The sequence below is a fragment of the Sphingomonas sp. Leaf208 genome (assembly GCF_001421415.1).
Taxonomy (GTDB): domain Bacteria; phylum Pseudomonadota; class Alphaproteobacteria; order Sphingomonadales; family Sphingomonadaceae; genus Sphingomonas.
Window position 1 is genome coordinate 20,576 of the sequence record NZ_LMKH01000039.1, and the last position, 26,298, is coordinate 46,873.

Genomic DNA, 26,298 nt, shown 5'->3' on the forward strand with positions numbered 1-26,298 from the left:
GACGACATGGCTTCCAGAATGAAACCGGCACAGGGGTCGATGACCCTCGCCGAGATGAAGGAGTTCGCGGCTTTTCCGAGTTCGACGCAGCGGTATATCCGGCGTTCGCTCGATGTAGGCCTGGACCGCGAGGACGCGATGCAGCGCTGGTCGCGCGACGTCGTCGAGGCGGCGAGCATCCGGGCGCAGGCGCGGCTCTATAACAACCTTCCCGATCTGCGCGCGATGGTGCCGGACGATAGTGGTCTGGATGCGATCGAGCCGTTCCTGGCGCCGTTGATGACGTTGGTCGCGTTCGACCTGGGGCAGGGGCGGCTGACGAGTTTCTCGGCGTTGCGGTTCCTGTACGAGCGGTTGATCGGCGCGGAGGTCCGGCCCTGGCTGCCCTCGGCGTTCTGCGCGGCGGCGGCGTTGCCGCATCTGCATCCGGAACTGCGGCGGAAGCTGCTCCAGTCGATCAGCGAGGCGGCCGCGACTGCGTCGGGTTGGTCCAACCGTCAGCCGGCGTTTTTTCCGTACTGGGTCGAGAAGGTGGATTCGGGGACGACCTTGGCGAGCTGAAATCTCGCGGTTAGCGAGGCGGACTGCCAGGGCGTTATCCCCCCGGCGAAGGCCGGGGCCCAATTGGAGAGGTCGCAGTAACGATGCGCACCCCTTCGTTTAGCGAGGTCTGCCAATTGGACCCCGGCCGTCGACGGGGGGGTAACGAGGCGGATCGGATCACCGACACGCACGCCATCCCATCGACCCACGGTTCGCCTGGTCGAGATGCAGGTGGTCGGCATGCGCGGCGTTGTAGTCGGGGGACAGCGTCGTCGCGAACAGCTGACATGCGCCGTCGCGGACCTCGCCGAGGAATGCGGCTTTGGGATCGTCGCCCTTCCAGTCTCGCGCGACGGTGACGCGGGTACCGTCGGTCAGGCGGAAACCGGCGATGTCGACCGCGTCGGCGGTCGCGTGTTCGCTCCAGTTGCTCGAATGGCTGCCGGCGATGCGGCGGCAACTATAGCTGCCGAAATGATCGATCGTCGCGACGCGTGCGCCGAAGTGCCGTTCGGCGGCAGGCTGGACGATGTCCCATTCCCACATCGCCAGCGCCGCGGCGACCGGACAGGCGACGCCCAACCCGGCAGGTGCGAAGGCGATCTTTCGAGCACCGCCGGTCAGGCGCACGCCGTCTGCATAGCCGCACTGCCCGTCGCCCTTGCGCGGCGGCAGGACGGTGTAGCGGACGCCGGCGCGGCCGAGCAGCGCGCGGCAATGCGGAAAATCCTCGGTCAGTGCGGTGAGCTTGCGGCCCGTGAACAGCCCGATCGGCTGACCGAGATCAAGCGGCGCCCAAGGTACGTCCTGTAGCCGTCCGCGCAGGCTCGCCCACAGCATCAGCGCCAGCGTCGCGGTGATGGCCAGCGCGACCAGCCACCCGATCGTCCTTCGCACGGCGCGCATGTCAGCCGCGCACCGCGTCCGACATCGGCTCCGACGTTATCGGATAGCCAAGGTCATCGGGGATGCAGAGATGCTCGACGCTGTCGCGTATCTCGGTCCACGGCGTGACGGTGCGGATCGGATGCGCGCGCGCGTTAGCGACCGCGGCGTCGAAATCGGCGAACTGTGCGAGACGTTCGAGATTGCGGCGGGTCGGGAAGATGATCGTCGCGCGTCCGGCGTCAGTCTCGGCGAGAATGTGCGCGGCGGTTGCCCAGAACAGGCGGACGTTTTCGGTTTCGTCGACCCGCGCCGCAGGGGCCTGGGCGGGCAGGCGGGCGAGATAGAAGCGCGTGTCGAAGATGCGCGCATGGGCGTGTGCTGGCCGCCAGCGGGCGAAATACTTGAGTGTTTCGAGATCGAGGGATGTGCCCGCTTCCGCTAACGCCTCGCCGAACGCGGTGCCGGCGTGGAGGGCGGCGCGCAACCGCTCAAAGGCCTGCGTAGAAGGCATCGGTGACAGGCCGATCGGCAGCCCAGCCTCCTCGATCGTTTCGCGGATCGCGGCGATGCGTGCAGCGGTTTCGTTGTTGGGCGAGCCTAGTACCGCGGCCAGCGCGTGGTCGCCGGGATCGACGCGGCCGCCGGGGAATACCAGTGCGCCGCCCGCGAACGCCATCGCCTTCGCACGCTCGACCATCAGCAGTTCGGGAGGGCTGGCTGCCGTGTCGCGGAAGATGACGAGCGTCGCGGCGGGGATGGCGGGGGGAAGCGCGTCGGTCATTGGCTTTGGTAACGCGCGAGGGCGGGATCGGGTAGCGTCGTGGGGGCGTTGGCGTTTCGGGGCTAGGGATACATGCGATCCGGCGCGGTTAACCTTGTTTTCCCGCGAAGGCGGGAGTCCAGTCTGGGTCCCCGCCTTCGCGGGGAAACAGGGAGACGCTCGGTTGTCAGCCGTCAGTCTGCGAGCATCGCGGCGAGTGCGGGAGTCAGGTATTCGCGCGCAATTCCGCCGATTTCGGTGACGAGGCGGGCGGCGATGCCGTGATTGTGCGCGAGGTCGAGGCCGTCCGGCCCCAGCACGGTGAGTGCGGTTGCCCAGGCGTCGGCGTCGAGCGCGGTGTGGTGGATAACGCTGGTGGATACGACGTGCGTTTCGATCGGGCGTCCGGTGCGTGGATCTAGCGTGTGAGCGCCGCGGCGGTAGTCGCCGGAGGTTGCCACCGCTTGGCCGTGGAGCGCGATCCGAAGCGGGGGGAGTGTCAGCCCTGGGGGGCTTTCGAGGTCGACCCACCAGGGATCGCCGTCCGGCTTGATCCCGCGACCGACGAGTTCGCCACCGATCTCGATCAGCGCGTTGGCGATGCCGACGTCGTGCAGCAGGTCGGCGATGGCGTCGACCGCGTGGCCCTTGGCGATCCCCGACAGGTCGAGCGCGGTGCCGCCGGGTTGGCGGAGGTGCGCGCCGGTGGCGGCGAACGACAGTCGGGACCAGCCCGATGTCGCGCGCGCCGTCTCGATTTCGGGTGTGCTCGGGGGGCAGGCGACGGGGACGGGACCGAAACCCCAGGCATCGACGAGCTTGCCGATCGCCGGATCGAACGCGCCGCCGGTTATCTTGGCGATCGCCAGGCCGCGCGTCATGACGTGTGCGAAGTCGCGTGGGAGCGTCGTCCAGGTGCCGCTCGGCGACCGGTTGAAGCGGGACAGGAGCGAGTCCGGTGCCCAGTGGCTCATCTCCGCGACGAGCCCGGCCAGCCGCGCGACGATCGCGGCGCGGATCGACGACGGATCGGTGCCGGCGGGCGCGGCGAAGCGCACGCACCACGACGTCCCCATCGTCTCGCCGTGTAGATCGAGCACCACCGCCGACGGATCGCGCCCCCCGAACGCCGCGGCGTCGATCGTCGGTGGCAGCGCGATCCTCATGCCGCCAAACTCACACCCGGACGCCTCAGGGCGTGAGCACTTCGAGCGTCGTGACGTAGCTCATCCGGCGCTCGGTCGCGCGCGGGGTGGTTGCCTTGGCGTCGGTCAGCGTCGCGTTGAGCCAGTACATCCCGGCGGTCGGCCATGAGACGCTGAGCACGCCGTCCGCCCCGGTGGCCAGCTCGCGTCCGCCCTCGTCGTTGCGGTAGCGCTTGCCGCCGGGGATGACCGTGATCTTCACGTTGGGGGCGGGTTTGCCGTCGACCAGGAAGCGGAACTTGGCGGTCTCGCCCGCGACCAGTTCGTCGGGGTGCGTGATCGGTGCGAACTCGAGGCCCTTGCCGGTCGGCTTGAAGACGGTGGTGGTCGGCGCGCCGGCGGTCACGAAGATCTCGTTGCGGCCCGACACCTCGGTGACCTTCACGTCGGTCGCGTTGGCGGGTATGTCGGCGACGGTCAGCGGGGCGGGGGCGTTCGGCTGCGGCGGACCACGACGACCGCCGAGGCGCTTCTCGACGCCATCGACCTTGAAGCTGCCCATGACGGCGGACATCTGCGTGCCGATCTTCCACGTGCCGGGCTTGTCGAGCTTCACGTCGAATACCGAGCGATAGCGCCCGGTTGCGCCGTTCTGCAGTGCGCCTTCGCTACCGTCGGGCTGCCACACCTTCATGCCATCGAGGCGGAGCGGCTGGTGATCGAAGAAGAACAGGTCGTTCGAGACGGCGGCGTCGACCGTCACCCAGCCATCGGTCCCCGAGAACACGGTGGCCGACGGCAACAGCCACATACGGTGCGCCGACAGCGCGGCGGGGATCGACAACAGCGCGGCGGCGGCCATCAGGCGTGCAACAAAAGGCTTCATGCTGTGATCCTTAGCGGGCGGAGATGGCGACGGCGCCGAGCTCGGTCTTACCCGTGGTGCGGGCTCCGGCGGTAAGCGGTACGGAGACGAGTTCGCGACCACCGGTCTCGCGCGCAGCCTCGACGTTGAGGACATACTGGCCGGGCTTGACGTCGGCGGGCAGGGGGATGGTGTACTGGCCCGGCGTCCGCGTCGCGCCGCTGACGCCGTCGGCGGGCATCGTCATGCTGCGGCCGCCCTTGCGCCACCACGCGCGCAGGTCCGCGAGCCATTTGGTACCGGGATCGTTGCCGCGCTTCTTGAGATCATACCAGACCGCCAGCGTCCGCGGCGCGCCGCCACCGACCGGCTCCAGCCATACCGCGACATAGGGACGATGATATTCCGCGACGTCGAGCCGCGGGATCGTGATCGTCACGGCACCGGGCGGCGCTGCAACCGCAGGTGACAACAGGGCAGGCGCGGTGATCGCCCCGCCGAGCAACAGGAACGCGGTAGGACGCATGGCTAAACCCCTCAATGGATGAACAGGATGGCGAGCAAGACGGGAAGTGCGAGCCCGGCCGCGACGATCGGCCAGGTCGAGGGCCGGTGCCGCGCGTGGAGTTGCAGCAACAGCAGCCCGGTGAGCGTGAAGAGGATGCACGCGCCTGCGAAGACGTCGATGAACCAGAACCACGCCGCGCCCGCGTTTCGACCCTTGTGCAGGTCGTTCAGATACGAGATCCAGCCACGATCGGTGGTTTCCGCGGTGATCGCGCCGGTCGCGCGCGCAATGCTGACCCAGCCGTCGCCGCCGGGGCGGGGCAAGGCGACATAGGCGTCGCTATCGGACCATTCGACGGGCTTGCCGGCGGGATCGAGCCCGACCGCGGTGACGACCGCCTTAGCGACGGGAACGGGAAGCGGCGCGTCGGCGGTATGCGGTGCGCTCAGCATGTGGAGCAGCGAGCGCGGTAACGTGCCGCTTTTCTCCACGACGACCGGTTTGGCACCGATCGTCGCCGCATGGTTCAGCGTGATGCCGGTGATCGCGAACAGCAGCATCGCGGTCAGCGACAGCGCCGCGCTGATCCAGTGCCAGCTGTGCAATTGCTTGAGCCACCAGCTTCGCCACTTGCGTTTGCGCTTGGCGATCGTCGCGGGCGACGGGGAAGTTTGGGAGGCGTTCACAGTCGTCCGCCTATCGGCTCGCGACAGGCAGATCAAGGCTATTGAGAATAGTTAGCAGAAAAGGCGGGTAGAGCCTCGACGTTTCGTACGTCGAGGCACCAGCGATCAGCCCCCGCGGCGCGCGCGTTCGGCCATTTCGTTCAACTGCACGACGGCTTCCGGAAAGCGATGATCGGCTTCGGCATTGCGCAACGGCCGAACACGTTCGACGAGTATTTCGTTAGGCGTCGGCTGCTGCTTCCAGAGCGTCATGACCTCATCCGCAAACGCCTCCAGCGGCATATAGCCGGGACGCGTTTCCTGCCCGGGGGTAAGGCCGGTCTGCACGCCGGGGGGGGCGATCTCGATCACCTCGACCTTGCCGTCCAGAACGCGACGCAGGGACACGGTGTAGGAATGGATCGCCGCCTTGGTCGCCGAATACGTGGGGGCGGCGGTCAGCGGGACATAGGCGAGCCCGGACGTCAGGTTGACGATCGTGCCGCCGGATTGCGCTGCAAGATAATCGACCAGCGCGTTGGTCAGTCGGATCGGACCCAGCAGATTGGTGACGATCGTCGCCTCCGCATCGGTCAGATCACGGCGGGTCGCGGCGTCCTCCAGCTTCATGATGCCGGCATTGTTGACGAGTACGTTGAGCGCGGGATGTTCAGCGACGACGCGCTTGGCAAAGTCCTCGATCGCGGCGGGGTCGTCGATGTCGAGCGTCATCGCACTCATGTTCTCGCGCCCTGCGATCGCCTCGTCGAGCGCTTCCTGACGTCGGCCGGCAACGATTATCGCGTTGCCCGCATCGTGGAGACGCTGCGCCAGCGCGGCGCCAATACCCGACCCGCCGCCGGTGATGAGGATAGTGTTGCCGGTTGGGTTCATGGTGCGTCTCCTGATGATAGCGGCCGTACAACGCAGGCGATGCGCGTTCGGTCCCCATCGATCAGGGGTCGGCTTCTACATAGCCTCGACCGTGCCCACCGACGCAGGATGGCGGCGACTGCGCGTGGCAACCCTACGAACGCTGACGACCACCGCGATCAGCCCGAGAGCCGACGAGACGGCACCCGCCATCGCCACCGCCGGATACCCGAACCCTGCCGCGATCACGCCACCGCCGACCGCCGCGCCGATCGCGTTGCCCAGGTTGAACGCACCGATGTTCATCGCGGATGCAAGGTTGGGCGCGTCCGCCGCGGCATGCATTACGCGGATCTGCAGCGGCGGAACGAGCGCGAAACTCGCGATACCCCAGAGGAAGATGAGGATCGCGGTCGGAATCTTGAACGGCATCAGCAGTGCGAACACGATCAAGATTGCCGTCAGGGAGGCGAGCGTGATGATCAACGTCTTGTCGACCGAGCGATCGGCGAAACGGCCGCCGAGCCAGTTGCCGAGCGTCAGCCCCAGGCCGTAGGTCACCAGCATCGCGGTAATGTAGCCGAGCGAGGCGTGGGTCACTTCGCGCAAGATCGGCGTGATGTAGGTGAACACGGTGAACATCGCGCTCGCGCCCACCACGGTCAGGCCCAGCGCGCCGAGCACGGGGCCCCGTGTCAGTACGCGCAGTTCCGCCATCGCATCGCTGCCCTCGGGCGCAGGCAAAGCCGGCAGCGTCAGCCGCAGCGCCGCCATCGTCGCCACGCCGAGCGCCGATATGCCCCAGAACGACGCGCGCCAGCCGAGATGGTCGCCTGCCCAGGTCGCGAGCGGCACGCCGACGACGTTCGCGATCGTCAGCCCCATGAACATCGCCGCCACTGCGCCGGCGCGCCGTTCCGCCGGCACGAGGCTGGCCGCGACGATCGACCCGACGCCGAAGAACGCGCCGTGGTTGAACGAGGTCAGGATCCGTGCGGCCATCAGCATGCCGTAGCCGGTCGATACCGCCGCGAGCAGGTTGCCGATGGTGAAGATACCGGCGAGTGCGATCAGCAACGTCCGCCGCGGCACCCGCCCGGTGGTCAACGTCATCAATGGCGCACCAATGACGACGCCGAGCGCATAGGCGCTGATCAGCAACCCCGCGGTCGGGATCGACACGCCGAGATCGGTCGCGATGACGGGAAGCAGGCCCATCGGCGCAAATTCGGTCACGCCGATGCCGAACGCGCCGACGGCGAGGGCCAGCAGGCCGGGATTGAGTTTCATGATGTCGTTCCTCAGACCAGCGCAGGGTTCAGCCGGGCGAAACCCTCTTGCTGGCGATAGGGCGTATGGGGGTAGGGTGGCAGCACATCGCTGGCCGTATCGAGCATAGCGACCTGCGCCGCCATCAGTTCCCAGCCGACCGCCCCCAGATTGTCGCGCAACTGGGCTTCGTTGCGTGCGCCGATGATGACGGACGATACGGTCGGGCGGCGCAACAGCCAGTTGATCGCGACCTGCGGCACGGTCTTGTCCGTCTCCGCCGCGACCGCCTCGAGCGCGTCGATCACGCGGTAGAGGTGCTCGGCCTCGACCGGCGGTGCGAATTGTTCGGTATCGTGCAGGCGGCTGCCCGCGGGGATCGGCCGGTCGCGCCCGATCTTGCCGGTCAGGCGACCCCAGCCAAGCGGGCTCCACACCAGCGCGCCGACTCCCTGATCCGCGCCGACCGGCATCAGGTCTGCCTCGTACGCGCGACCGATCAGCGAGTAATAGACCTGGTGCGCGACTAGCCGCGGCGAGCCGTGGCGGTCGGCGATGCCTTGCGCCTTCATCACCTGCCAGCCGGGATAGTTGGATACGCCCGCATAGCGGACTTTGCCCGCAGCGATCAGCATGTCGAGCGTGCCCATCACCTCCTCCGTCGGGGTCGATGCATCGAAGGCGTGAAGCTGGAGAAGGTCGACGTGATCGGTCCCTAACCGGCGCAACGAATCCTCGACCGCGCGGATCAGTCGCGACCGCGACGCGCCCCAGTCCTGCGGGCCGTCACCCATCGGCAGGCCGGTCTTGGTCGAGATCAACACCCGGTCGCGCCGCCCCCTGATCGCCGCGCCGAGCACGGACTCCGAGGCGCCGTTGGAATAGACGTCGGCGGTGTCGAACAATGTCACGCCCGCCTCCAGGCAGACATCGACCAGCCGTCGTGCTTCGGTCTCGTCGCTGCGTCCCCACGCGCCGAACAACGGCCCGGTGCCGCCGAAGGTCGCGGTGCCGAAGCTCAACACGGGAACACGCAAGCCCGATGATCCCAATTGCCGACAGTCCATGTGCGTATCCCCGATGTTCGCGTTGGTGCATAGATGGACGGTATGGTGCCCCCTTATTAGACGATGTGACGGCGAAGGATTTGTGACGTGGACGCAAAGATCGGGATAGGCGCCGACCGGGCCCGTGCGCTGGAGATCTTCGCGACGGTGATGCGCGAGGGCAGTTTCTCGGGGGCTGGGCGCGCGCTGGGGCTGACGCCATCGGCGGTGGCGCGGTCGATCGACCGGATCGAAACACGGCTTGGCGTGCGGTTGCTGCTACGCTCGACGCGGGCCCTGACGCCGACCGTCGAGGGGCAGGTCTATCTGCAGACCGCGCGTCGGATCCTCGCCGACCTGGACGACGCGGAGCAACAGATCGCCGATCAAGGTGCGCCGCGCGGGCGGCTGCGGATCAGCGCCGCGCTATCGCATGGGCGGTTGTGCATCGTGCCGTTGCTGGGCGAGTTTGCACGTTCGTATCCGCATATCCTGGTCGATTTCGCACTGACCGATACGCTCGTCGATGTCGCGGGCGGGCAGGCGGACGTCGCGGTGCGCTTCGGTCCGCTGGCCGACAGCCTGCTGACCGCCCGCAAACTGGGCGAAAGCGGGCGCGTCATCGTCGCGGCGCCCGACTATCTCGCACGGTGCGGGACGCCGACGGTCCCCGAAGACCTGCACGCGCATAATTGCCTGAACTTCAACTTTCGCCGCGTCGAACCGGTTTGGCCATTCCGCCGCGAGGGGCAGGACATCGCGTTGGCGGTGAAGGGCAATATCGAGGCGAACAACGGCGAAACGCTGGGTCAGCTCGCATGTGCAGCCGTCGGGATCGCGCGTGTCGGGGCATTCAGCGTCGTCGACGACATCGCCGCGGGACGGCTCGTACCCGTACTGGAGGACTTCAATCCAGGCGATGCCGAGCAGATCCACGCGGTGTTCGTCGGCGGCACGAACACACCGGCGCGCGTGCGCGTGTTCGTCGACTTCCTCGTCGCCCGGCTGGCCAACTAGGCGATCGGACGGTCAGCGCTCGATCGAGAGTATGCGCGCATAGCCTTCCAGTTGCAGCGCGCGGTCTCGCGTCAGGATTGTCCCGGCGGCCGCCTCCATCGGAACGTACATCGTGCCGCGGCGGGTGGCGTAGAGCGCATTTCGCGCCCTGTCCTCGGCATCCCGGAAGGTGATCCAGGCCCTTTGCGATTGGCGCAGAGATTGCGCTGCCGGGGCAGAGAGCCGCCGCAGCAGTGCCGCGTACGCAAGGTTCATGCGCCGATCATAGTCGCGCAGCGCTGTAGTCTGGCATTCGGTCTGGCCGGCGGTGGAGGCGTTGGCTTCGCGCTCCAAACAACGCGCCAAGCTGGTGCCGGTAGGATCGGCCGACGGCATTGCGGCAAGGTGGGCGGGCGATGCCAGCAGCGTCAGGAGAAGCCATGCGCGGGTCATTAGTTCGCCTCGATGCGGCTCGATCCGCGGCAATCTGTTCGATAGAAAAATGGGCCGGTGTTACCCGACCCATTTCACTTAGTTGCTGTCGGAGTTGTTGTCGTCTTCATGGTCGACGATCAGGTACGTCACACCAGCGACGATGCCGACGCCGATGATCAGCGGAACAATGCTCACGCCGGTGAGATTGCTTGCCTTCTTCGACGACGTGCCCGCACGAACCGGCGACGCGACCGAAAGCGACTGTGCCGAATTGGCGACAGGCGCGGCGCTGGCCGCAACTGGCAGGGCAGTCATGGCGACGGCGGACGCGCCGAGAATCAAAGTTTTAATCATAAGTCACTCTTCTCATGGAACAGCCGTTGCGGCTGCGGGGCACCAACGATTCCAGACCGAGTGGGTTCCTGAGGATAACATGTCCGGATCGGACGGATAATGGTGTCCTGTATCGAAGCGGATTGGTTGCTTACGATGAGAAGAATTCGACGCTGAAACTCAGCCGATTTGGTTTTGATGTACTTGTATTATAGTGCGTATGTATCGGAGATCTCGTCCTAATTACCTGAAATATCTTCATAAGATGATTGGTCGGCTCTCCCGGGCGCATCCGCATGGACGGTGATGGCTTCGCAGAGCGCGTGTGTCGCCAGAATGTCTGCGGCCGGGGTGGTACGGCCCGCGCGTGCTGCCGTCAGAAAGTCGGCGCACATCGCTTCGAACCCACGCTGACGGCCGACGGAGGTCCAGTCACCGCGCCGGTGGTGGCACTCCGTACCTGCCGAGCGCACCAGTTCCGACATGTTCCGCACCGACTGCCGCACGCCGTTACCGATCACGTCCAGTCGTTCCTCATCGAGTCCGCTATCCCGGTGCATCGTGCCGATGGCCGTAAAGCCGTCGCCCGCCAGCATCAGCGTCACCGCCTTCAGCAGTCCATGCTCGAGATGAGTCTCGATCGTGCGGCGCAGTATTGGGGCAGGTGCCAGAAACAGCAGCGTGTCGACGACATGGATGAAGTCGTCGAACACCACTTTGCGCGGGGTGTCGGCCTGTCGGTGACGGTGCTTTTCCATGACGATCAAGCTCGGGCCGGTACCACGAAGCGCCGCATAGTCTGGCGCGAACCGGCGGTTGAACCCTACCGTCAGCAACGTTTCCTGGCGTTCGGCCAGCGCCACAAGTTCTTGGGTTTCGGCAAGATTGTCGGCGAGCGGCTTGTCGACGAAGGTGGGGATACGCCGCTCCAGCAACAGGCGAACGAGCGCCGGATGCGCACCGGTCGCCGCATGGACGAACGCCGCGTCGAAGGTCGCCGCCGCCAATGCATGCTCTACGCTGGCATGAAGGTGAGGCACGCGGAACGAACGTCCGGCTTCACGGAGAACCCGCTGGTCGCGCGTCGCCAGATGGAGTTCCAGTTGGGGGTTGGCCGCCAGCACCGGCAGATATCCCTTGTGAGCGATGTCGCCCAATCCCGTCACCAACACGCGCATCGCGACCTCCGAACTGTCAATTCCGGTGCGGTAGATACCGCAATCGCGCTCCGTGCCGATACGTGGCTCCCGCGTGGCTGACGATTTACGCAGGCGCCACAGAACCGACCCGGCCTTGCGACGTTGGACAGGCAAAGGAGACCTGAAATGCTGATCCTAGCACTTGCCCTCACCCTAGCTGGCTCGCCTGATCTCGACCGCTGCCTCAACACCGGGGAGGCCGCACAGGGTATCACCCCAGCGATGGCGGCCTGTTTCGGCGCGGATTACAAGCGGGCCGATGGGCGGCTGAACAGGACCTATGGCACCACCATGAAACGGTTGCCGTCTGCGCGTCGCGCCGCATTGCGCATGTCGCAGCGCGCCTGGATCAAGCAGCGCGACGCTGCCTGCCCGATCGATCAAGGCGACGGCGTCGGCACGATCGAACGCCTGAACCATCCCGCCTGCCTGACGAAGCAGACTGACTGGCGCACCGCGTGGCTTGCGCGCTACCGCTGATGTGATTCCTGCCGCAGCCGATTGGAAGCGGAGCGGGGTCGGAGAGAGACTTCAGTCCGGTGAGATCCTCTATCCGGGCAATCCGGTTCTCAATCCGACGCGGTTCAAGTCAACGGCGCGCCGGGACCGGTCCGAACGGCCGGATCAAGCCGCTTGCATGCTGATGGTGGCGCGGTTGCGGCCATCACGCTTGGATTGATACAATGCCATGTCCGCCGCCTGGATGAGTGTCGCGCCATCCCGGTCCATGGCGTCGGACCAGGTCGCGATGCCGAACGACATGCTGGTCGAGCCCAGCGTGCGGTTGCCGTGTCGGACCGCCAGTTCCGCAATGGCGCGCCGCACGGTCTCGACGCGACCGGCAAGCGCTTCCGCCGTCGTGCCCGGCGCGATGATCGTGAACTCCTCGCCGCCGAAGCGGCAAATGACATCGCCGTCGCGGAACCGGCTGCGCATCTCCGCCGCGACCATCTGCAGCACTGAGTCGCCGGCATCGTGGCCGAACTCGTCGTTGAACCGCTTGAAATGATCGATGTCGCACATGACGAGGCTGAGCGGAGTTCCCGCGCGCGAGGATCGGGCGATCTCCAGCTTGAGCGTTTCTTCCATGTAGCGACGATTGAACAGGCTGGTGAGCGGATCGCGGATCGTCTGCTCGCGCAGCGATCGCTGCAAGCGGTGGTTGACCAGCGCGGATGCGATGTTCTCGGTCAGCACGTTCATCCGGAAGCGGTTCTCAGCCCCGATCCGTCCCTGGAGATAGAGCACGCCGATGACCTCGCCGCCCGCGAGCAGGGGTTCGCAATGATACACCTCGTTCTCCGCGACATGCCCGCAGACGATCTCTCGGCTGGGGTCTTCGACGGAGTGGCTCTGGCCGCGACGCAGCGCCCAGCACCGCTCCGGCGCAAAGCCTTCGATCGGCACGGTGATGCCGCCCCAGCTCGCGACGGGGACAAGGCAATTGCGCGAGTTGTTGTGCGCGTACAGCGCGCCGGGAATGTCGGGGAGCACCTGTGGTACGAACACCCGGATGATCTGCGCCAACTCGTCGTCGGTGCGCGCGGCCTGCATGCGATGCGCCATGCCGCCGAGCAGTTCGATCACCTCGCCGCGTTCGCGAAGCGACTTCGTGTTCTGCTCCAGTTCGGTGTTGACGATCTGCAATTGCCGCTCGCTGGTGCCCTGGTCTGCGACGGCACCCCTTAATCGGTCGGCCATCGCATTGTAGCCGACGGCAAGGCGGGCAAATTCGCGCGATCCCATCGCAGTATCGATGCGGGCGTCCTGTTCGCCGCTGCCTAGCGCGGTCATCGCTCGCATCATGGTCGCCAGCGGGCGGCGGATCGCCCGGACGAGCAGTGCAAAGCTGCCGACGACGACGAGGGCGACGGCGATCGCGCCGAGTATCGCCAATCTCTTGCCGCTCTCCAGCCGCTGAACCGCCGCGTCCTGCCGCGTGGACTGGAGCGCGCGTTCCTCGTCGAGAAAGCCCTGCGCGCGCACGCTGATCGCATCCATCAGTTCGCGGCCGCGGCCACTCGCGATGACCGCGACCGCGCCGGAAAAATCACCCCGGCGGGCAAGATTTAACGGTTGCAGCAAAAAGGCGGAGCGTTCCTTCATCAGCAACGCGATTTCCTTCGCCCGTGCGTGCTGAAGCGGATTGTCGTCGGTCTGTTCAACGACTCGGGCGATGGTTCGGGCAGCGCTATCCACACGTTCGGCGTACGACCGAGCATAGGCTGGATCGCGCGTGATGACGAAGCCACGCTGGCCGGATTCGGCCTCGCGCAGATCGCCCAGCGCCGCCTCGGTCGTCTCGATGATCCCGGCGGAATGCGCGGCCCAGTGAACGCTCTGGCTGGCCTGATACGACGCATCGGCGAGGAGCCCCGCCAAAGACGCCAACGCCAGGAGGACGATGAGTCCGATCGCGGTGATACGCGCTGTCAGCGATACGAACATCGCGGCATGCTTATCCCGAAGAGCTTAGCGTTTGGTTACGCTGCGAGGGACCGGCCTTGTTTCGTCCGCGGGAAAAGGGGCGTGCCCGATAAAATCTGGGCGAACGGCTCCCTTGGAGAACGGCAAACCGCTGGAGACCGACTCTCTAGCGGGCTTCCGCTGTGTGCGGTCATCCAGTCATAGATCACAGCTCAACCAAACCCGCTCAACTGGTCCGCCGAAGCACGCATGGGGTTGCCATCCCGGCCCCCGCATCGGCATAGGCGCGCGTTCATTGAAGGACGACGCGATGCAGACGGACGCTGGCGGCCCCGCCTTGGGGCTGGACTTCGGCACGACCAACAGCGTCGTGGCACTGGGGACGCGCGGCGGGACGCCCGAACTCGTGACGTTCGCCGCTCCTGCCGAAACGAGCCCGGTGTTTCGCTCGGCGCTGTGCTTCTGGCAGGACGACAGCGGCAAGGGGCTCGCGTCGGATGCTGGGCCGTGGGCGATCGCCGAATATATGGAGTATCCGCTCGACAGCCGGTTCATCCAGTCGTTCAAGTCGGTCGCGGCGATGAAGACGTTCGAGCAGGCGTCGGTCTTCGACAAGCGCTATCGCTTCGAGGAGATGGGCCAGCTGTTCCTTGAAAAGCTGATTTCGCACGCGGGGGGCAAGCTCGACACGCGGCCGCACCGGATCGTGGTGGGTCGCCCGGTCGAATATGCTGGCGCCCGGCCCGACGAGGCCTTGGCGCGGACGCGGTATGACGCGATGTTCAAGGGGTTCGGCGCGGAGATCCACTACGTCTACGAACCGCTCGGCGCGGCCTACAGCTATGCGACGCGGTTGACCGAGCCGGCGACGATCCTCGTGGCGGATTTCGGTGGCGGGACGAGCGACTTTTCGGTGGTGCGCGTTGCCGAGCCGGGCGCGGCGCGGCGGTGTACGCCGCTGGGTCATGCCGGTGTCGGGATCGCCGGCGATCGGTTCGATTACCGGATCCTCGACCGGCTGGTGCTGCCGATGCTGGGCAAGGGCGGCGCGTACAAGTCGTTCGGCAAGGAGCTTGAGATTCCGCGCGCGTATTTCGCCGATTTCGCGGACTGGTCCAGGCTGGCGCTGATGCGCAACCGCAAGACGATGACCGAGCTGGAGCGGTTGCAAAAGACCGCCGTCGACCCCGACGCGATCGGGCGGATGATCGCGGTGATCGAGAACGAACTCGGCTATCCGCTGTACGATGCGGTCGGGTCGCTCAAGCGTGCGCTGTCGAGTGGCGAGGACGCGCATTTCCATTTCGCAGGTGCGGGGCTTGAGATCGAGGCGGACGTGACGCGCGCGCAGTTCGAGGGGTGGATCGCCGATGATGTCGTGCGGATCGAGTCGGCGGTCGACCGGGCTTTGGAGGTGGCGAACGTCGGTGGCGGCGAGATCGACCGGGTTTTCCTGACCGGCGGGTCGTCGCTGATCCCGCGCATCCGCCGGATATTCGTCGAGCGGTTCGGCGAGGCGGCGATCATGAGCGGCGGCGAACTGACGTCGATCGCGCATGGGCTGGCCTTGATTGGCGAGCAGGACGATATCGCGGCTTGGTCGGCATGATCCCTCGCGTACTCCTTGGAACGGCGCAGGTGCCGGGTGGGGGTGAGCTGCGGTTGCTCCAGCGTGGTGCCGAGTTTTCGATCATGCTCGGTGCGAACGAGTTGATGAACAGCCGGTTGAGCGGATCGGAAGAGGCGCTGGCGGAGCAGGCTTGCGACCGGATCGGGGGGCGGCCGGGCGTGCGGATGCTGATCGGCGGGCTTGGGATGGGGTTCACGCTTCGCGCGGCGCTCGCACGGCTTGGGCCTGATGCAGAGGTAGTTGTGGCGGAGATCGTGTCGGCGGTGATCCAGTGGGCGCGGGGGCCTATGGCCGCGCTGCACGGGGACAGCCTGACCGATCCGCGGACGCGCATTTTCGAGGGCGATGTCGCCGCGGCGATCGCGGAGGGCGATTGGGACGCGATCCTGCTCGACGTCGATAACGGCCCGGACGGGATTTCTCGGCCGGGTAATGACCGGCTTTACGGCGCGCGCGGATTGTCCCTGGCGCGAGAGGCTTTGCAGCCGGGCGGGGTGCTCGCCGTGTGGTCGTCAGCGCCGAGCAAGCCGTTCGCCACACGCCTTGCTGAAGCCGGTTTCGCGGTGGACGAGGTTATGGCGCGGGCGACGCGGAAGGGCGGCGCGCGGCACACGATCTGGTTCGCCACCAAGCCATGATCTGGCGGTGGGCCGTCTTGATCGCGCTGTCGGCGGTGATCGCGGGGCTGCTGGAGCTGGTCGGGCTGCCTGCGGGGTTGCTGCTCGGGCCGATGGTCGCGGCGGTCGTGCTGGCGGTGCGGGGGTGGTCGCTGAGCGTGCCGACTTCGGCGTTTCGCGGGGCGCAGGCGGCGGTCGGAACGCTGATCGCGGGGTCGATCACCACCGGGATCGTCGCGACGGTGGCGGATCACTGGCCGGTGTTTCTGATGGTGAATTTCGTCACGCTCGCGGCGAGCAGCGTGCTTGGGTACCTGCTGAGCCGGTGGCAGGTGTTGCCGGGGACCGTCGCGGTGTGGGGATCGACGCCGGGTGCTGCGAGCGCGATGGTGTTGATGGCGCAGGCGTATGGCGCGGATTCGCGGCTGGTCGCGGTGATGACCTACACGCGGGTGGTGAGCGTGGCGGTGGTCGCGTCGGTGCTGGCGGCGGTGATGGTCGGTGGCGGGAGCGGGCATCATGTTGCGGCGACTTGGTTCGCATCCGTAGACCCGGTCGCCGTGCTGCGGACGATCGCGATTGCCGGTGTTGGTGCGACCGTGGGGGTCGTACTGAAGCTTCCCGCCGGCGCCTTGCTCGGGTCGCTGGTCGCGGGGGCAGCGCTTAACGTCACCGGCGTTGCGCAGCCGGTTTTGCCGCAGTGGTTGCTCGCAATCAGCTACGCGGTGGTCGGGTGGCGGATCGGGCTATCGTTCACGCGCGATACGCTGCGGGTGGCGGGGAAGGCGATGCCGCGGATCCTGTTGTCGGTGGCGCTGCTGATTGCGTTCTGCGGCGGGATCGCGGCGGCGTTGACGCGGTGGTGGGGGATTGATCCGGTTACCGCGTATCTGGCGACTAGCCCGGGTGGGATGGACTCTGTGGCGATCATCGCGGCGTCTAGCCCGGTGGACGTGCCGTTCGTGATGGCGTTGCAGGTGTTGCGGTTCCTGGGGGTGTTGCTGGTCGGGCCACCACTCGCGAAGTTCGTGGCCACGCGGCAGGGCGGTGTGCCGCCGCCGGTTATTCCGACTTAGCGCTGCGCTTGCAGCCGTAGCGAACTCGTGATCCTCCCCCGCCAGGGGGAGGTGGCTGGCGCTTGCCAGACGGAGGGGGAGGTCAGGATAACCACTGCTCCGTGTCCTCCCCCTCCGTCACCTTCGGTGCCACCTCCCCCTGGCGGGGGAGGATTGAGAGTTAGCCCTTGTTCGGGCGGTAGGCTTCGACGTCGATCTCGTGGCGCTTCAGCTTATCGTAGAATGTCTTTCGCGGGATGCCGAGCGCGGCCAGCGCAGACCGCACGTCGCCACTCACCTGTTGGAGCACGGCGCGGATCGTCGCTTCCTCGAACTTGTCGACGCGGGCGGGGAGGGGGATGTCGCTGTCTTCGTCGACCGCCTCTTCCGCCTCGACTCGGAGCACGAGACGCTTGGCGAGGTTGTCGAGTTCGCGAACGTTGCCGGGCCAGTCGTGCTGGCCGAGATACGCTAGCGTCGCGGTGTCGATCGTCGGCACCTCGCGGCCGAACCGCTCTGCCGCCTGATGGAGCAGGTGGCCGAACAGGAGCGGAATATCGTCGCGTCGTTCTCTGAGCGGCGGGATGCGCAGGCGGACCGCGTCTAGCCGGAACAGCAGGTCGGCGCGGAAGCGGCCTTCCTCGACCGCGTGATCAAGGCCCGGTTTGGCGGCGGCGATCACGCGTAGGTCTAGCGCGCGCGGCAAGTCGCCGCCGACCGGCATCACCTCGCGCTCCTCAAGTACCCGGAGCAGTTTCGCCTGGAACGCAGGGAGTGTGCTCTCGATCTCGTCGAGGAACAGCGTGCCGCGGTTCGAGGCCTCGATCCGGCCGGTGCGGGGCAGGCGGGAGTCGCCGTCGTGGCCGAACAGCTCGATCTCCGCGACCGCCTCGGGCAGCGCGGCGCAGTTGACCGCGACGAACGGACGCGAGCGGCGGTTGCTCCAGCGGTGGAGCAGGACCGCGACGAGTTCCTTGCCGGTGCCGGTCTCGCCTTCGACCAGCACGTCGATGTCGGCCTGCGCGATCTGGCGCATCGTTTCGCGGAGGCGGACCATGACCGGGGTCTCGCCGATCAGCGGTTCGGCGCCGATCGTTTCCTCGGCGGCGGCGCGGAGACGGCGATTGTCGAGGACGAGGCGGCGCATTTCGAGCGCCCGGCGCGCGCCGGCGATCAAATGGTCCGTCGCGAAGGGTTTCGGGATGAAGTCGAACGCGCCGTTCTTGAGCGCGGCGACCGCCATCGCGACGTCGCCGTGGCCGGTCATCAGCAGCACCGGGATCTCGTGGTCGATCGCAGCGATCCGGCGGAAGAGCTCTAGCCCGTCCATCTTCGGCATGCGGATGTCGGACACCACCGCGCCGTCGAACCCCGCGGTCACGCGGGCGAGCGCCACGGTCGGGTCGCGCTCGGCGATCACCGCGATGCCGGCGAGTTCGAACGATTGCTCAAGCGCCCCACGCAACACGTCGTCGTCGTCGACGAGCAGCACCGCTTGCTCGCTCATGCCTTCACCAGGATCATACGGAAGATGGCGCCTTCTGGAGCAGGGACGAGGTCGAGCGTGCCGCCGAACTCGGTCATGATGTCGCGCGCGATGCCGAGCCCGAGCCCGAGGCCGTCCTTCTTGCTCGTCGCGAACGGGGTAAAGAGGTGGTCGGCGATGTCGGGCTCGATGCCGGGGCCGTTGTCGGCGACGGTCAGCACGACATCTCGGCCTTTCCTGCCGACGGTGACGCTCACGCGGGCGTCGCGGCGGTCGGCGACCGCGTCGAGCGCGTTCTGGAGGAGGTTGACCAGCACCTGCTCCAGGCGGACGCGACCGGCGATCACCGTCAGTCGCGCCTCGGGACCGTTCGGCAGGTCGAGCGTAACGCCCTTGGCGCGGAAGCGGTCGCCGATCAGCAGGCGGACGCCGTCGATCGCCTCGTCGAGCGCGACGGGGCCGATCGATCCTGCGCCGCGCCTTGCATAACGGCGGAGGCCCGCGGTGATCGTGCCGATCCGGCTGGTGAGGTCGACGATCGACTGGAGATTGGTTGCCGCGCGCGCGGGTTCGCCGCGGTCGAGGAAGGCGGCGGCATTGTCGGCGAAGGTGCGGATCGCGGCGACGGGCTGGTTGATCTCGTGCGCGACGCTGGCGGTGATCGTGCCGATCGAGCCGACGCGGTTGGCGTGCGCCAGTTCCTCGCGCGCCTGGCGGAACCGCTGGTCGGACGCCTCGCGCTGCTCGACCTCGATCTGGAGGCGGTCGGCGGTCGCGCGGAGCTCGGCGGTGCGGCGGGCGACTTCCGCCTCCAGTTCCGCGCGCGCGCCGACGTTGCGCTTGCGCCGTTCGTACAGCCACCACGCGCCGAGCATCGCCGCGATCGTCAGCATCGCGGCGATCGCGGTGGCCCAGCGCGTGCGCGCGGCGGCGGTGCGCAGGGCGGCGTCGAGCGGCTCCATATGCACCAGCCGCCAGCCCGAGATCGGCACGGGCAGCGACACCGTGATCGCAGGCGATCCGTCGGGCAGCCGCGAAACCCCCTCGGCAAGGGTGAGTAGGGCGGGGGCCAATGGCGATGCCCCGAACTGGCGCGTCTCGACCAGTTCAGCGCGGCGCGAAGGCGAGAGCGGGCGGGTGGTGCGGAATTCGAGCTTCGGATCGCTGGAGATCAGGATGACGCCGTCGGGATCGGTGACGAAGGTCGCCATCCGGTCCTGGATCCACGCCCGCGCGATCTTCTCGAACTCGACCTTGACCACGACGACGCCGAGCGGTCGACCGGCGCGGTCGATCCGTCGCGACAGGTACAGGCCCGGTCGCCCGCTGACGCTGCCGAGTGCGAAAAACTCGGTCGCGCCGGAGGCCATCGCCTTGGTGAAATAGTCGCGGAACCGGTAGTCGTGGCCGAGGAAGCTGTCCGGGCGCCCGGCGTTCGAGGCGGCGATCGCCATGCCCTGCGTGTCGAGTGCGTAGATCACCGGGGCGCCGGTGCGTTCGGCCAGCAGCGCGAGCTTGGTGTTGAGCGCCGGGTCGACCTTGCCCGACGCGAGTGCCGCGCGGACATCGGGGTATTCGCCGAGCATGATCGGCAACAGGCGATAGGTCTGCAACTCCGCTTCCAGCAGGCGAAGGTTGCTCCGCGTCTGCTGGACCGCGCGCATCCGCACGCCTGCGCGCGCGTCTTCGGCGGCGCGCTGGCCGTAGATCGAGGCGACTCCCGCGACGATCGTGCCAAGCGCCGCGAACGCCATCAGCACCGTCAACGCCGTGATGAAAAGGGGAGATCGGAGTCGGATCATTTTGTGCGGATTATCACACACGCAGCGGTCACGCTATTACTGAAACACGACATTTCCCACACGTCAGAATAATCGGTATGCAAATAAATGGCTTAAAACCAACGTTTTGCGGGCTTGTGACCCCCACTCTTGTAGTCCCCGGTCCGGCCCGGCATTACCGTCGCACACAACGTCCCGCGTGAGTGGACGAGAATACCAGGAGGCGATGTTGACCCTACCCACCCAGACATATGGCGTCGCGGAAACGCCCGCGCGGAAGCGCTGGAGCGGCCAGCTCTATATCCAGGTCCTGATCGCGATCGCGCTCGGCGCGGCGCTCGGGCATTTCTATCCGACCTACGGCGCGGCGCTGAAGCCGCTTGGCGATGCATTCATCAAGCTGGTGAAGATGATCATCGCACCGGTGATCTTCCTGACGCTCGTCACGGGTATCGCCGGGATGAAGGAGCTCGGCTCGGTCGGCCGCGTTGCGGGCAAGGCGTTCGCCTACTTCCTGTTCTTCTCGACGCTGGCGCTGATCGTCGGGCTGATCGTCGCCAACGTCGTCCAGCCGGGCGCGGGGATGAACATCGATGCCGCCACGCTAGATACCAAGGGTATCGCCGACTACACCGTGAAGGCGCACGAGACGACGATCACCGGGTTCCTGATGAGCATCATCCCGGACACGATGGTCAGCGCGTTCACCGAGGGCAACATCCTCCAGATCCTGCTCGTCGCGATCCTGTTCGGCATCTCGCTGAGCCTGGTCGGCGAGCCTGCCAAGCCGGTGCTGAACTTCCTCGAGCGCCTCAGCCTGATCGTCTTCAAGCTGGTCGGCATCCTGATGCGCGCGGCCCCGCTCGGCGCGTTCGGCGCGATCGCGTTCACGATCGGCAAATACGGGATCGGCAGCCTTGCCAATCTTGGTGCCTTGGTCGCGACCTTCTACCTCACTGCCGCACTGTTCGTGGTCGTCATCCTCGGCACCGTCGCGCGGCTGACCGGCTTCTCCATCTTCAAGCTGATCCGCTATCTCAAGGCCGAGCTGCTGCTGGTCCTCGGCACCTCGTCGTCGGAAGCCGCGCTGCCGAACCTGATCCAGAAGATGGAAGCGGCAGGCTGCGAGAAGTCGGTCGTCGGACTGGTCGTGCCGACCGGTTATTCGTTCAACCTCGACGGTACCAACATCTATATGACGCTGGCGGCGCTGTTCATCGCGCAGGCGACCAACACGCATCTGACGCTCGGGCAGGAACTGTTGCTGCTGGTTGTCGCGATGATCTCGTCGAAGGGTGCGGCGGGCGTTACCGGCGCGGGCTTCATCACCCTGGCCGCGACGCTGTCGATCGTGCCGACGGTGCCGATCGCGGGCATGGCGCTGATCCTCGGCGTCGATCGCTTCATGAGCGAGTGCCGCAGCCTGACGAACTTCATCGGCAACGCGGTCGCTACGATCGTCGTCGCCCGCTGGGAAGGCGGTCTCGACCGCGACAAGCTGAACGCGGCGCTGTCGGGCAAGCTTCCTGAATTCGTGCCTGCTCCAATCGCAGCCGTTCCTGCCCACTGACGCGTACGGGGCCGGTTCGCCGGTCCCGCGTCCTGTACCGGATATTTGCTTATGACCTCGATGACGATCCGCCGCATGGCGTATGCGGCCGGCTTTGCCGCGTCCGCGCTTTCGACCCTGGCCTTCTCGAGCGTGGCGGTGGCGCAGGCCGAAGCGCCGCCCTCGCGACAGGCGAATGCCGGCGCCAAGGACGTGTCGAGCACCGGCGAAGCCTCGCCGATCGCCGAGAGCTACCCCAATGCCGCGATCGGCGACGGAACGACGTCGGGCGGCTACAACCAGTCGCGCTGGGCAGAGGACTGGTCGAAGCTGCGCGATCCGAAGAAGCGCAAGGACATCGTCGACCAGCTGAAGTTCATCTCGATCGCGGGTGATGGCGACGTCTATCTGACGCTGTCAGGCGAGGCGCGGTTGCGCGTCAACCAGACGACCAACCCCAATCTCCGCGACGCCGAAGCACAGCGGCAGGACATCCTTCGCCTGTTCGGTGGCGCCGATCTGCATGTCGGTGAGCACCTTCGCTTCTACGGCGAACTCGCGCATGGCACTCTTGAGGGGCAGAATCTGGGCACCGCGCTGCCGAACCTGCGCAACAAGCTGGCCGTGCAGCAGGCGTTCGTCGACCTGACCGGGACGGTCGCCGATGTCGACGTCGGCGTGCGCTATGGCCGCCAGACGTTTGCGGACGGTCCCAACCTGCTGGTCGTGCCGCGCGACAACAACACGTTGTTCTTCGGGTTCAACGGCTTCCGCGCCTGGGCGCGCACCGCTGGTGTCCGTGCCGACGTGTTCGACTTCAAGCCGACTGCGTATGGCAATGGCGGTACTCAGGACGACAATGCGGAGAGTGCGCGGCGCTTCTCGGGTATCTCTACGGGCATCGTCGTGCCGGAGACGCTGTTCGGCGGCTCGAAGTTGTACGTCGATCCGTTCCTCTGGCGCCTGCGCAACCGCGGGGCGGTATGGGGCACCGACAACGCGCGCGAAGCTCGCAACTTCTATGGTTTGCACGTCTGGGGCGATGCGGGGCCGGTCAATCTCGACTGGACGATCAACTATCAGGGCGGTTCGTACGACAATCGCTCGATCAAGGCGTGGCTGATCCTGTTGGCGCAGACCTACAAGCTCGGCGAAGGCAAGTCCGCGCCGCGCGTCGGCTTCCACGCCGATTATGCGAGCGGCGGCGGCGCGTACGGTAACGGCACGTTGCGCAACTCGTTGGCGCCGTTCGGCAACAACGTCTATTACAGCTACCAGTTGTTCGCGACGCCAACCAACCTGGTCGCGCTGGCGCCGAACGTGACGTTCAGCGTGTTCGACAAGTTGCGGCTGACCGCGGAATATCAGCGCTCGTGGCGCGATACGACGAGCGATGCGGTGTACCGTGCGAACGGCTCGGCGTTTGCGGGCACGCAGAATTTCGGGGGCAAGAAGATCGCCGATACGCTGCGGTTCCAGGCGGTGTACCCGTTCACCTCGCGGCTGTCGTTCACCGGGCGCTACGAGCATCTGATCGCGGGGCCTGCGCTGACGAATGCGGGATACAAGAACTCCGACTTCCTCGCCGGCTGGATCAGCTACCGGTTCTGATACTGCTCCCCCCCCTGGAAGGGAGGGGCTGGGGGTGGGTCGGCTTCCGCATACGCACGCACGAGGCCCAAGCAGGCCGACCCACCCCCGATCCCTCCCTTTCAGGGAGGGGGGGAGAAGTTGGATACCGGCTGGATTAACCTGCGTCGCACGACGCAACAAATTCCATCGTATAGACCATACCGGTCCTTCAATTCCTTGATCGACTGTGGCACACAGGCTCCAACATCAGGAGTCACATGGCCATGGATCTCAGCTTCACGCCCGAAGAAGAATCGTTCCGCGACGAAGTCCGCAGCTTCTTCCGCGACAAACTTCCCGCTCGCCTCTCGACGCTGGTTCGCGAGGGCAAGCGGCTGCGCAAGTCGGACATGGAGGAATGGCACGCGATCCTCAACGAACGCGGCTGGCTGGCGAACCACTGGCCCGAGCAGTGGGGTGGTCCGGGCTGGAGCGTGATCCAGCGTTTCATCTTCGACAATGAATCCGCACTCGCCCACGCGCCCCGCGTGGTGCCGTTCGGCGTCAACATGCTCGGGCCGGTGCTGATCAAATACGGTTCCGAAGAGCAGAAGAAGCAGTGGTTGCCGCGGATTCTCGACGGCTCCGACTGGTGGTGCCAGGGGTATTCGGAGCCGGGTGCGGGCTCCGATCTCGCGGGCCTCAAGACCACCGCGGTCCGGAAGGGCGACGTCTATGTCGTCAACGGCCAGAAGACCTGGACGACGCTTGGCCAGCATGCCGACATGATCTTCTGTCTCGTCCGCACCGACGCGACGGCTAAGAAGCAGGAGGGCATCTCGTTCCTGCTGATCGACATGAAGTCGCCCGGCATCGAAGTCCGCCCGATCACGCTGATCGACGGCGAGCAGGAGGTGAACGAGGTGTTCTTCACCGATGTCGAGGTGCCCGTCGCCAACCTTGTCGGCGAGGAGAATATGGGCTGGACCTACGCCAAGTATCTGCTGACGTATGAGCGGACCAACATCGCTGGTGTCGGCTTCTCGATCGCCTCGTTCGAGCGGCTGAAGGAAGTCGCGCAGATGCAGAAGAAGGGTGGGCGCTCGCTGGCGGACGATCCGTTGTTCGCGGCGCGGATGGCGCGGGTGGAGATCGATCTAGCGAACATGCAGACGACCAATCTACGCGTGCTGGCGGCGGTCGCGGGTGGCGGTGCGCCCGGTGCGGAGAGTTCGATGCTCAAGATCAAGGGTACCGAGATCCGGCAGGAGATCACCTCGCTGACGCGTCGCGCCTATGGTTCATACGCGGCACCCTACATACCCGAAGCTCTGGAGGCCGGCTGGAACGGCGAGGATGTAGGCCCGGAGGACGCCGCGATGGCGGCGCCGAGCTATTTCAACAACCGCAAACTGTCGATCTTCGGCGGGTCGAACGAGATCCAGAAGAACATCATCTCCAAAGCCATCCTGGGTCTGTGATACCATGAATTTCGAACACACCGACGACCGCCGCATGCTCGCCGACACGCTCGTGCGGGCGTTGCGCGACGGCTATCCGATCGAGACGCGCAACGCGGGTGCGTACGGCGAGGCAGGGTATGACCCGGCGGCCTGGCAGCAGTTGAGCGAACTCGGCATCGTATCCGCGCTGTTCGACGAGGCGGCGGGCGGCTTCGGCGGCAGCGGGTTCGACATCATGGTGGTGTTCGAGGCGCTCGGCCGCGCGCTGGTGGTCGAGCCGTTCCTATGCGCGCTGATGGCGGGACGTGCGCTCGCGAAGGCTAGCGGGCATGACGACACGCTGGCCGCGATCGTGTCTGGCGAGACGATCGCCGCGTTCGCGCACGAGGATGGCGCGACGCCGGTGACTGCGACGGAGAGCGGCGATGGTTGGACGCTCAATGGGACGAAGGCTGTCGTTTCGCAGGCGGGTGCGGCATCGGTGTTCGTCGTGACGGTGGAGCAGGATGGCGACCCGCTCGTGCTGCTCGTACCGGCGGATACGGCCGGGGTATCGGTCCGCAGCTTCAACGTCGTCGAGGGCGGCGCTGCCGGTGACGTGATGTTCGAGAACGTGGCGCTCGGCGCCGAAGCGCGCGTTGGTGGCGAAGGGCAGGGGCAGGCGATCGTCGACGCGGCGGTCGGGGCGGGGTTGCTCGCGCTGTCGGCCGAAGCGGTCGGTGCGATGGAGTTCGTCAAGGAAGCGACGCTCGGCTATCTCCGCGACCGTAAGCAGTTCGGCGTGCCGATCGGCAAGTTCCAGGCGCTTCAGCACCGCATGGCGACGGTGTTACTCGAGATCGAGCAGGCGCACTCCGCGGTGATCAACGCGGCCTCGGCGTTCGACGGCGACGATGCGAAGGCGCGCGAGCGGGCGTTGTCTGCGGCGAAATACACGATCGGGCGTACTGGGGCGCTGGTCGCGGAGGAAACGATCCAGCTTCATGGCGGCATCGGCATGACGTGGGAATATGCGGTGTCGCATTATGCGAAGCGGCTGGTGATGATCGACCACCAGTTGGGCGATGAGGATTATCACCTGCAACGGTACATCGCGCTAGGCTGAACCGGGCCTATTGGCTGTCTGGAATAGACCAAGCCAGCCCGCCCACAACGCGTACCCCTCCCTGAAAGGGAGGGGCTAGGGGTGGGTT

The 26,298-nt window shown here is 66.4% G+C and carries 25 protein-coding genes; 10 read left to right on the forward strand and 15 right to left on the reverse strand.

The window, feature by feature from the left end; genetic code table 11:
- Positions 1 to 6 precede the first annotated feature (6 nt).
- Entirely contained in the window at positions 7 to 561 is a 555-nt protein-coding gene (locus tag ASE69_RS20655; protein WP_056065323.1) for a hypothetical protein, read from the forward strand.
- 159 nt (positions 562 to 720) lie between these two features.
- On the opposite strand, the gene ASE69_RS20660 is transcribed toward ASE69_RS20655, so the two are convergent.
- From ASE69_RS20660 to ASE69_RS20700, 9 genes are all read right to left on the reverse strand, one after another.
- Positions 721 to 1,449, reverse strand: coding sequence for an extensin family protein (locus ASE69_RS20660; protein ID WP_056491027.1), 729 nt, complete (start codon positions 1,447 to 1,449; stop codon positions 721 to 723).
- 1 nt (position 1,450) lies between these two features.
- A complete protein-coding gene (locus tag ASE69_RS20665) occupies positions 1,451 to 2,212 on the reverse strand; it encodes an NUDIX hydrolase (RefSeq protein WP_056491030.1) in 762 nt (253 codons plus the stop codon).
- Positions 2,213 to 2,385: 173 nt separating this feature from the next.
- Positions 2,386 to 3,357 (reverse strand): FAD:protein FMN transferase, encoded by a 972-nt coding sequence (locus tag ASE69_RS20670; protein ID WP_235519023.1) that lies wholly within the window; start codon positions 3,355 to 3,357, stop codon positions 2,386 to 2,388.
- 25 nt (positions 3,358 to 3,382) lie between these two features.
- Complete coding sequence (locus tag ASE69_RS20675) at positions 3,383 to 4,222, reverse strand: DUF4198 domain-containing protein (protein ID WP_056491033.1); 840 nt, start codon at positions 4,220 to 4,222, stop codon at positions 3,383 to 3,385.
- A gap of 10 nt (positions 4,223 to 4,232) precedes the next feature.
- Positions 4,233 to 4,727, reverse strand: coding sequence for a DUF2271 domain-containing protein (locus ASE69_RS20680; protein WP_082453308.1), 495 nt, complete (start codon positions 4,725 to 4,727; stop codon positions 4,233 to 4,235).
- 11 nt (positions 4,728 to 4,738) lie between these two features.
- A complete protein-coding gene (locus ASE69_RS20685) occupies positions 4,739 to 5,395 on the reverse strand; it encodes a PepSY-associated TM helix domain-containing protein (RefSeq protein WP_056491040.1) in 657 nt (218 codons plus the stop codon).
- A 105-nt stretch (positions 5,396 to 5,500) separates the two neighbouring features.
- Positions 5,501 to 6,268, reverse strand: coding sequence for an SDR family oxidoreductase (locus tag ASE69_RS20690; protein ID WP_056491043.1), 768 nt, complete (start codon positions 6,266 to 6,268; stop codon positions 5,501 to 5,503).
- 75 nt (positions 6,269 to 6,343) lie between these two features.
- Complete coding sequence (locus tag ASE69_RS20695; protein ID WP_056491046.1) at positions 6,344 to 7,537, reverse strand: MFS transporter; 1,194 nt, start codon at positions 7,535 to 7,537, stop codon at positions 6,344 to 6,346.
- Positions 7,538 to 7,548: 11 nt separating this feature from the next.
- Complete coding sequence (locus ASE69_RS20700) at positions 7,549 to 8,583, reverse strand: aldo/keto reductase (protein ID WP_056491049.1); 1,035 nt, start codon at positions 8,581 to 8,583, stop codon at positions 7,549 to 7,551.
- 87 nt (positions 8,584 to 8,670) lie between these two features.
- Between ASE69_RS20700 and ASE69_RS20705 the strand changes: the two genes are divergently transcribed.
- Positions 8,671 to 9,579: a LysR family transcriptional regulator gene (locus tag ASE69_RS20705; RefSeq protein WP_056491051.1), complete on the forward strand. Its 909-nt coding sequence runs from the start codon at positions 8,671 to 8,673 to the stop codon at positions 9,577 to 9,579.
- 12 nt (positions 9,580 to 9,591) lie between these two features.
- Here the strand turns inward: ASE69_RS20705 and ASE69_RS20710 are convergent, their stop codons facing one another.
- From ASE69_RS20710 to ASE69_RS20720, 3 genes are all read right to left on the reverse strand, one after another.
- Entirely contained in the window at positions 9,592 to 10,011 is a 420-nt protein-coding gene (locus ASE69_RS20710; protein ID WP_056491054.1) for a lysozyme inhibitor LprI family protein, read from the reverse strand.
- Positions 10,012 to 10,089: 78 nt separating this feature from the next.
- Positions 10,090 to 10,347 carry a hypothetical protein gene (locus tag ASE69_RS20715; protein ID WP_056065305.1) on the reverse strand — a complete coding sequence of 86 codons (258 nt, stop codon included), beginning with the start codon at positions 10,345 to 10,347 and terminating at the stop codon, positions 10,090 to 10,092.
- A 218-nt stretch (positions 10,348 to 10,565) separates the two neighbouring features.
- On the reverse strand, positions 10,566 to 11,504 hold the full coding sequence (locus ASE69_RS20720) for a Gfo/Idh/MocA family protein (RefSeq protein WP_056491060.1): 939 nt from the start codon (positions 11,502 to 11,504) through the stop codon (positions 10,566 to 10,568).
- A gap of 147 nt (positions 11,505 to 11,651) precedes the next feature.
- On the opposite strand from ASE69_RS20720, the gene ASE69_RS20725 reads away from it, so the two are divergent.
- On the forward strand, positions 11,652 to 12,005 hold the full coding sequence (locus ASE69_RS20725; RefSeq protein ID WP_056491063.1) for a lysozyme inhibitor LprI family protein: 354 nt from the start codon (positions 11,652 to 11,654) through the stop codon (positions 12,003 to 12,005).
- Between the two features lie 144 nt (positions 12,006 to 12,149).
- On the opposite strand, the gene ASE69_RS20730 is transcribed toward ASE69_RS20725, so the two are convergent.
- The gene (locus ASE69_RS20730; protein ID WP_082453309.1) at positions 12,150 to 13,973 is read right to left on the reverse strand and encodes a diguanylate cyclase; all 1,824 of its coding nucleotides are present in this window, start codon (positions 13,971 to 13,973) and stop codon (positions 12,150 to 12,152) included.
- 289 nt (positions 13,974 to 14,262) lie between these two features.
- Between ASE69_RS20730 and ASE69_RS20735 the strand changes: the two genes are divergently transcribed.
- From ASE69_RS20735 to ASE69_RS20745, 3 genes are read left to right on the forward strand one after another with little or no spacing between them, the layout of a single operon-like run.
- Complete coding sequence (locus ASE69_RS20735) at positions 14,263 to 15,561, forward strand: Hsp70 family protein (RefSeq protein WP_056491166.1); 1,299 nt, start codon at positions 14,263 to 14,265, stop codon at positions 15,559 to 15,561.
- Positions 15,558 to 16,220, forward strand: a complete 663-nt coding sequence (locus ASE69_RS20740; RefSeq protein ID WP_056491067.1) for a spermidine synthase — start codon at positions 15,558 to 15,560, stop codon at positions 16,218 to 16,220. The genes ASE69_RS20735 and ASE69_RS20740 overlap by 4 nt, the downstream gene beginning before the upstream one ends.
- The gene (locus tag ASE69_RS20745; RefSeq protein ID WP_056491070.1) at positions 16,217 to 17,275 is read left to right on the forward strand and encodes an AbrB family transcriptional regulator; all 1,059 of its coding nucleotides are present in this window, start codon (positions 16,217 to 16,219) and stop codon (positions 17,273 to 17,275) included. Before ASE69_RS20740 ends, ASE69_RS20745 begins: the two co-directional genes overlap by 4 nt.
- Positions 17,276 to 17,435: 160 nt before the next feature.
- Here the strand turns inward: ASE69_RS20745 and ASE69_RS20750 are convergent, their stop codons facing one another.
- Positions 17,436 to 18,761, reverse strand: a complete 1,326-nt coding sequence (locus ASE69_RS20750) for a sigma-54-dependent transcriptional regulator (protein WP_056491073.1) — start codon at positions 18,759 to 18,761, stop codon at positions 17,436 to 17,438.
- Positions 18,758 to 20,542, reverse strand: a complete 1,785-nt coding sequence (locus ASE69_RS20755) for a sensor histidine kinase (RefSeq protein WP_200924217.1) — start codon at positions 20,540 to 20,542, stop codon at positions 18,758 to 18,760. The genes ASE69_RS20750 and ASE69_RS20755 overlap by 4 nt, the downstream gene beginning before the upstream one ends.
- A 205-nt stretch (positions 20,543 to 20,747) precedes the next feature.
- Between ASE69_RS20755 and ASE69_RS20760 the strand changes: the two genes are divergently transcribed.
- The 4 genes from ASE69_RS20760 to ASE69_RS20775 all read left to right on the forward strand — a co-directional run bounded on the left by ASE69_RS20760 (position 20,748) and on the right by ASE69_RS20775 (position 26,210).
- Positions 20,748 to 22,091 carry a dicarboxylate/amino acid:cation symporter gene (locus tag ASE69_RS20760; RefSeq protein ID WP_056491076.1) on the forward strand — a complete coding sequence of 448 codons (1,344 nt, stop codon included), beginning with the start codon at positions 20,748 to 20,750 and terminating at the stop codon, positions 22,089 to 22,091.
- Between the two features lie 51 nt (positions 22,092 to 22,142).
- Positions 22,143 to 23,681: an alginate export family protein gene (locus tag ASE69_RS20765; protein ID WP_235519027.1), complete on the forward strand. Its 1,539-nt coding sequence runs from the start codon at positions 22,143 to 22,145 to the stop codon at positions 23,679 to 23,681.
- A 245-nt stretch (positions 23,682 to 23,926) separates the two neighbouring features.
- A complete protein-coding gene (locus ASE69_RS20770; RefSeq protein WP_056491175.1) occupies positions 23,927 to 25,123 on the forward strand; it encodes an acyl-CoA dehydrogenase family protein in 1,197 nt (398 codons plus the stop codon).
- A 4-nt stretch (positions 25,124 to 25,127) separates the two neighbouring features.
- A complete protein-coding gene (locus ASE69_RS20775) occupies positions 25,128 to 26,210 on the forward strand; it encodes an acyl-CoA dehydrogenase family protein (RefSeq protein WP_056491079.1) in 1,083 nt (360 codons plus the stop codon).
- The last annotated feature ends 88 nt before the right edge of the window (positions 26,211 to 26,298 follow it).

Excerpts from the sequence above, each read along its gene's own strand:
- ASE69_RS20695 (WP_056491046.1), bottom strand. The coding sequence starts at position 7,537 with ATGAAACTCAATCCCGGCCTGCTGGCCCTCGCCGTCGGCGCGTTCGGC.
- ASE69_RS20680 (WP_082453308.1), bottom strand. The coding sequence starts at position 4,727 with ATGCGTCCTACCGCGTTCCTGTTGCTCGGCGGGGCGATCACCGCGCCT.
- ASE69_RS20750 (WP_056491073.1), bottom strand. The coding sequence starts at position 18,761 with ATGAGCGAGCAAGCGGTGCTGCTCGTCGACGACGACGACGTGTTGCGT.
- ASE69_RS20735 (WP_056491166.1), top strand. The coding sequence starts at position 14,263 with ATGCAGACGGACGCTGGCGGCCCCGCCTTGGGGCTGGACTTCGGCACG.
- ASE69_RS20670 (WP_235519023.1), bottom strand. The coding sequence starts at position 3,357 with ATGAGGATCGCGCTGCCACCGACGATCGACGCCGCGGCGTTCGGGGGG.
- ASE69_RS20675 (WP_056491033.1), bottom strand. The coding sequence starts at position 4,222 with ATGAAGCCTTTTGTTGCACGCCTGATGGCCGCCGCCGCGCTGTTGTCG.
- ASE69_RS20755 (WP_200924217.1), bottom strand. The coding sequence starts at position 20,542 with ATGATCCGACTCCGATCTCCCCTTTTCATCACGGCGTTGACGGTGCTG.
- ASE69_RS20700 (WP_056491049.1), bottom strand. The coding sequence starts at position 8,583 with ATGGACTGTCGGCAATTGGGATCATCGGGCTTGCGTGTTCCCGTGTTG.
- ASE69_RS20725 (WP_056491063.1), top strand. The coding sequence starts at position 11,652 with ATGCTGATCCTAGCACTTGCCCTCACCCTAGCTGGCTCGCCTGATCTC.
- ASE69_RS20715 (WP_056065305.1), bottom strand. The coding sequence starts at position 10,347 with ATGATTAAAACTTTGATTCTCGGCGCGTCCGCCGTCGCCATGACTGCC.
- ASE69_RS20770 (WP_056491175.1), top strand. The coding sequence starts at position 23,927 with ATGGATCTCAGCTTCACGCCCGAAGAAGAATCGTTCCGCGACGAAGTC.
- ASE69_RS20760 (WP_056491076.1), top strand. The coding sequence starts at position 20,748 with ATGTTGACCCTACCCACCCAGACATATGGCGTCGCGGAAACGCCCGCG.
- ASE69_RS20660 (WP_056491027.1), bottom strand. The coding sequence starts at position 1,449 with ATGCGCGCCGTGCGAAGGACGATCGGGTGGCTGGTCGCGCTGGCCATC.
- ASE69_RS20740 (WP_056491067.1), top strand. The coding sequence starts at position 15,558 with ATGATCCCTCGCGTACTCCTTGGAACGGCGCAGGTGCCGGGTGGGGGT.
- ASE69_RS20775 (WP_056491079.1), top strand. The coding sequence starts at position 25,128 with ATGAATTTCGAACACACCGACGACCGCCGCATGCTCGCCGACACGCTC.
- ASE69_RS20655 (WP_056065323.1), top strand. The coding sequence starts at position 7 with ATGGCTTCCAGAATGAAACCGGCACAGGGGTCGATGACCCTCGCCGAG.
- ASE69_RS20690 (WP_056491043.1), bottom strand. The coding sequence starts at position 6,268 with ATGAACCCAACCGGCAACACTATCCTCATCACCGGCGGCGGGTCGGGT.
- ASE69_RS20730 (WP_082453309.1), bottom strand. The coding sequence starts at position 13,973 with ATGTTCGTATCGCTGACAGCGCGTATCACCGCGATCGGACTCATCGTC.
- ASE69_RS20765 (WP_235519027.1), top strand. The coding sequence starts at position 22,143 with ATGACCTCGATGACGATCCGCCGCATGGCGTATGCGGCCGGCTTTGCC.
- ASE69_RS20710 (WP_056491054.1), bottom strand. The coding sequence starts at position 10,011 with ATGACCCGCGCATGGCTTCTCCTGACGCTGCTGGCATCGCCCGCCCAC.
- ASE69_RS20720 (WP_056491060.1), bottom strand. The coding sequence starts at position 11,504 with ATGCGCGTGTTGGTGACGGGATTGGGCGACATCGCTCACAAGGGATAT.
- ASE69_RS20665 (WP_056491030.1), bottom strand. The coding sequence starts at position 2,212 with ATGACCGACGCGCTTCCCCCCGCCATCCCCGCCGCGACGCTCGTCATC.
- ASE69_RS20745 (WP_056491070.1), top strand. The coding sequence starts at position 16,217 with ATGATCTGGCGGTGGGCCGTCTTGATCGCGCTGTCGGCGGTGATCGCG.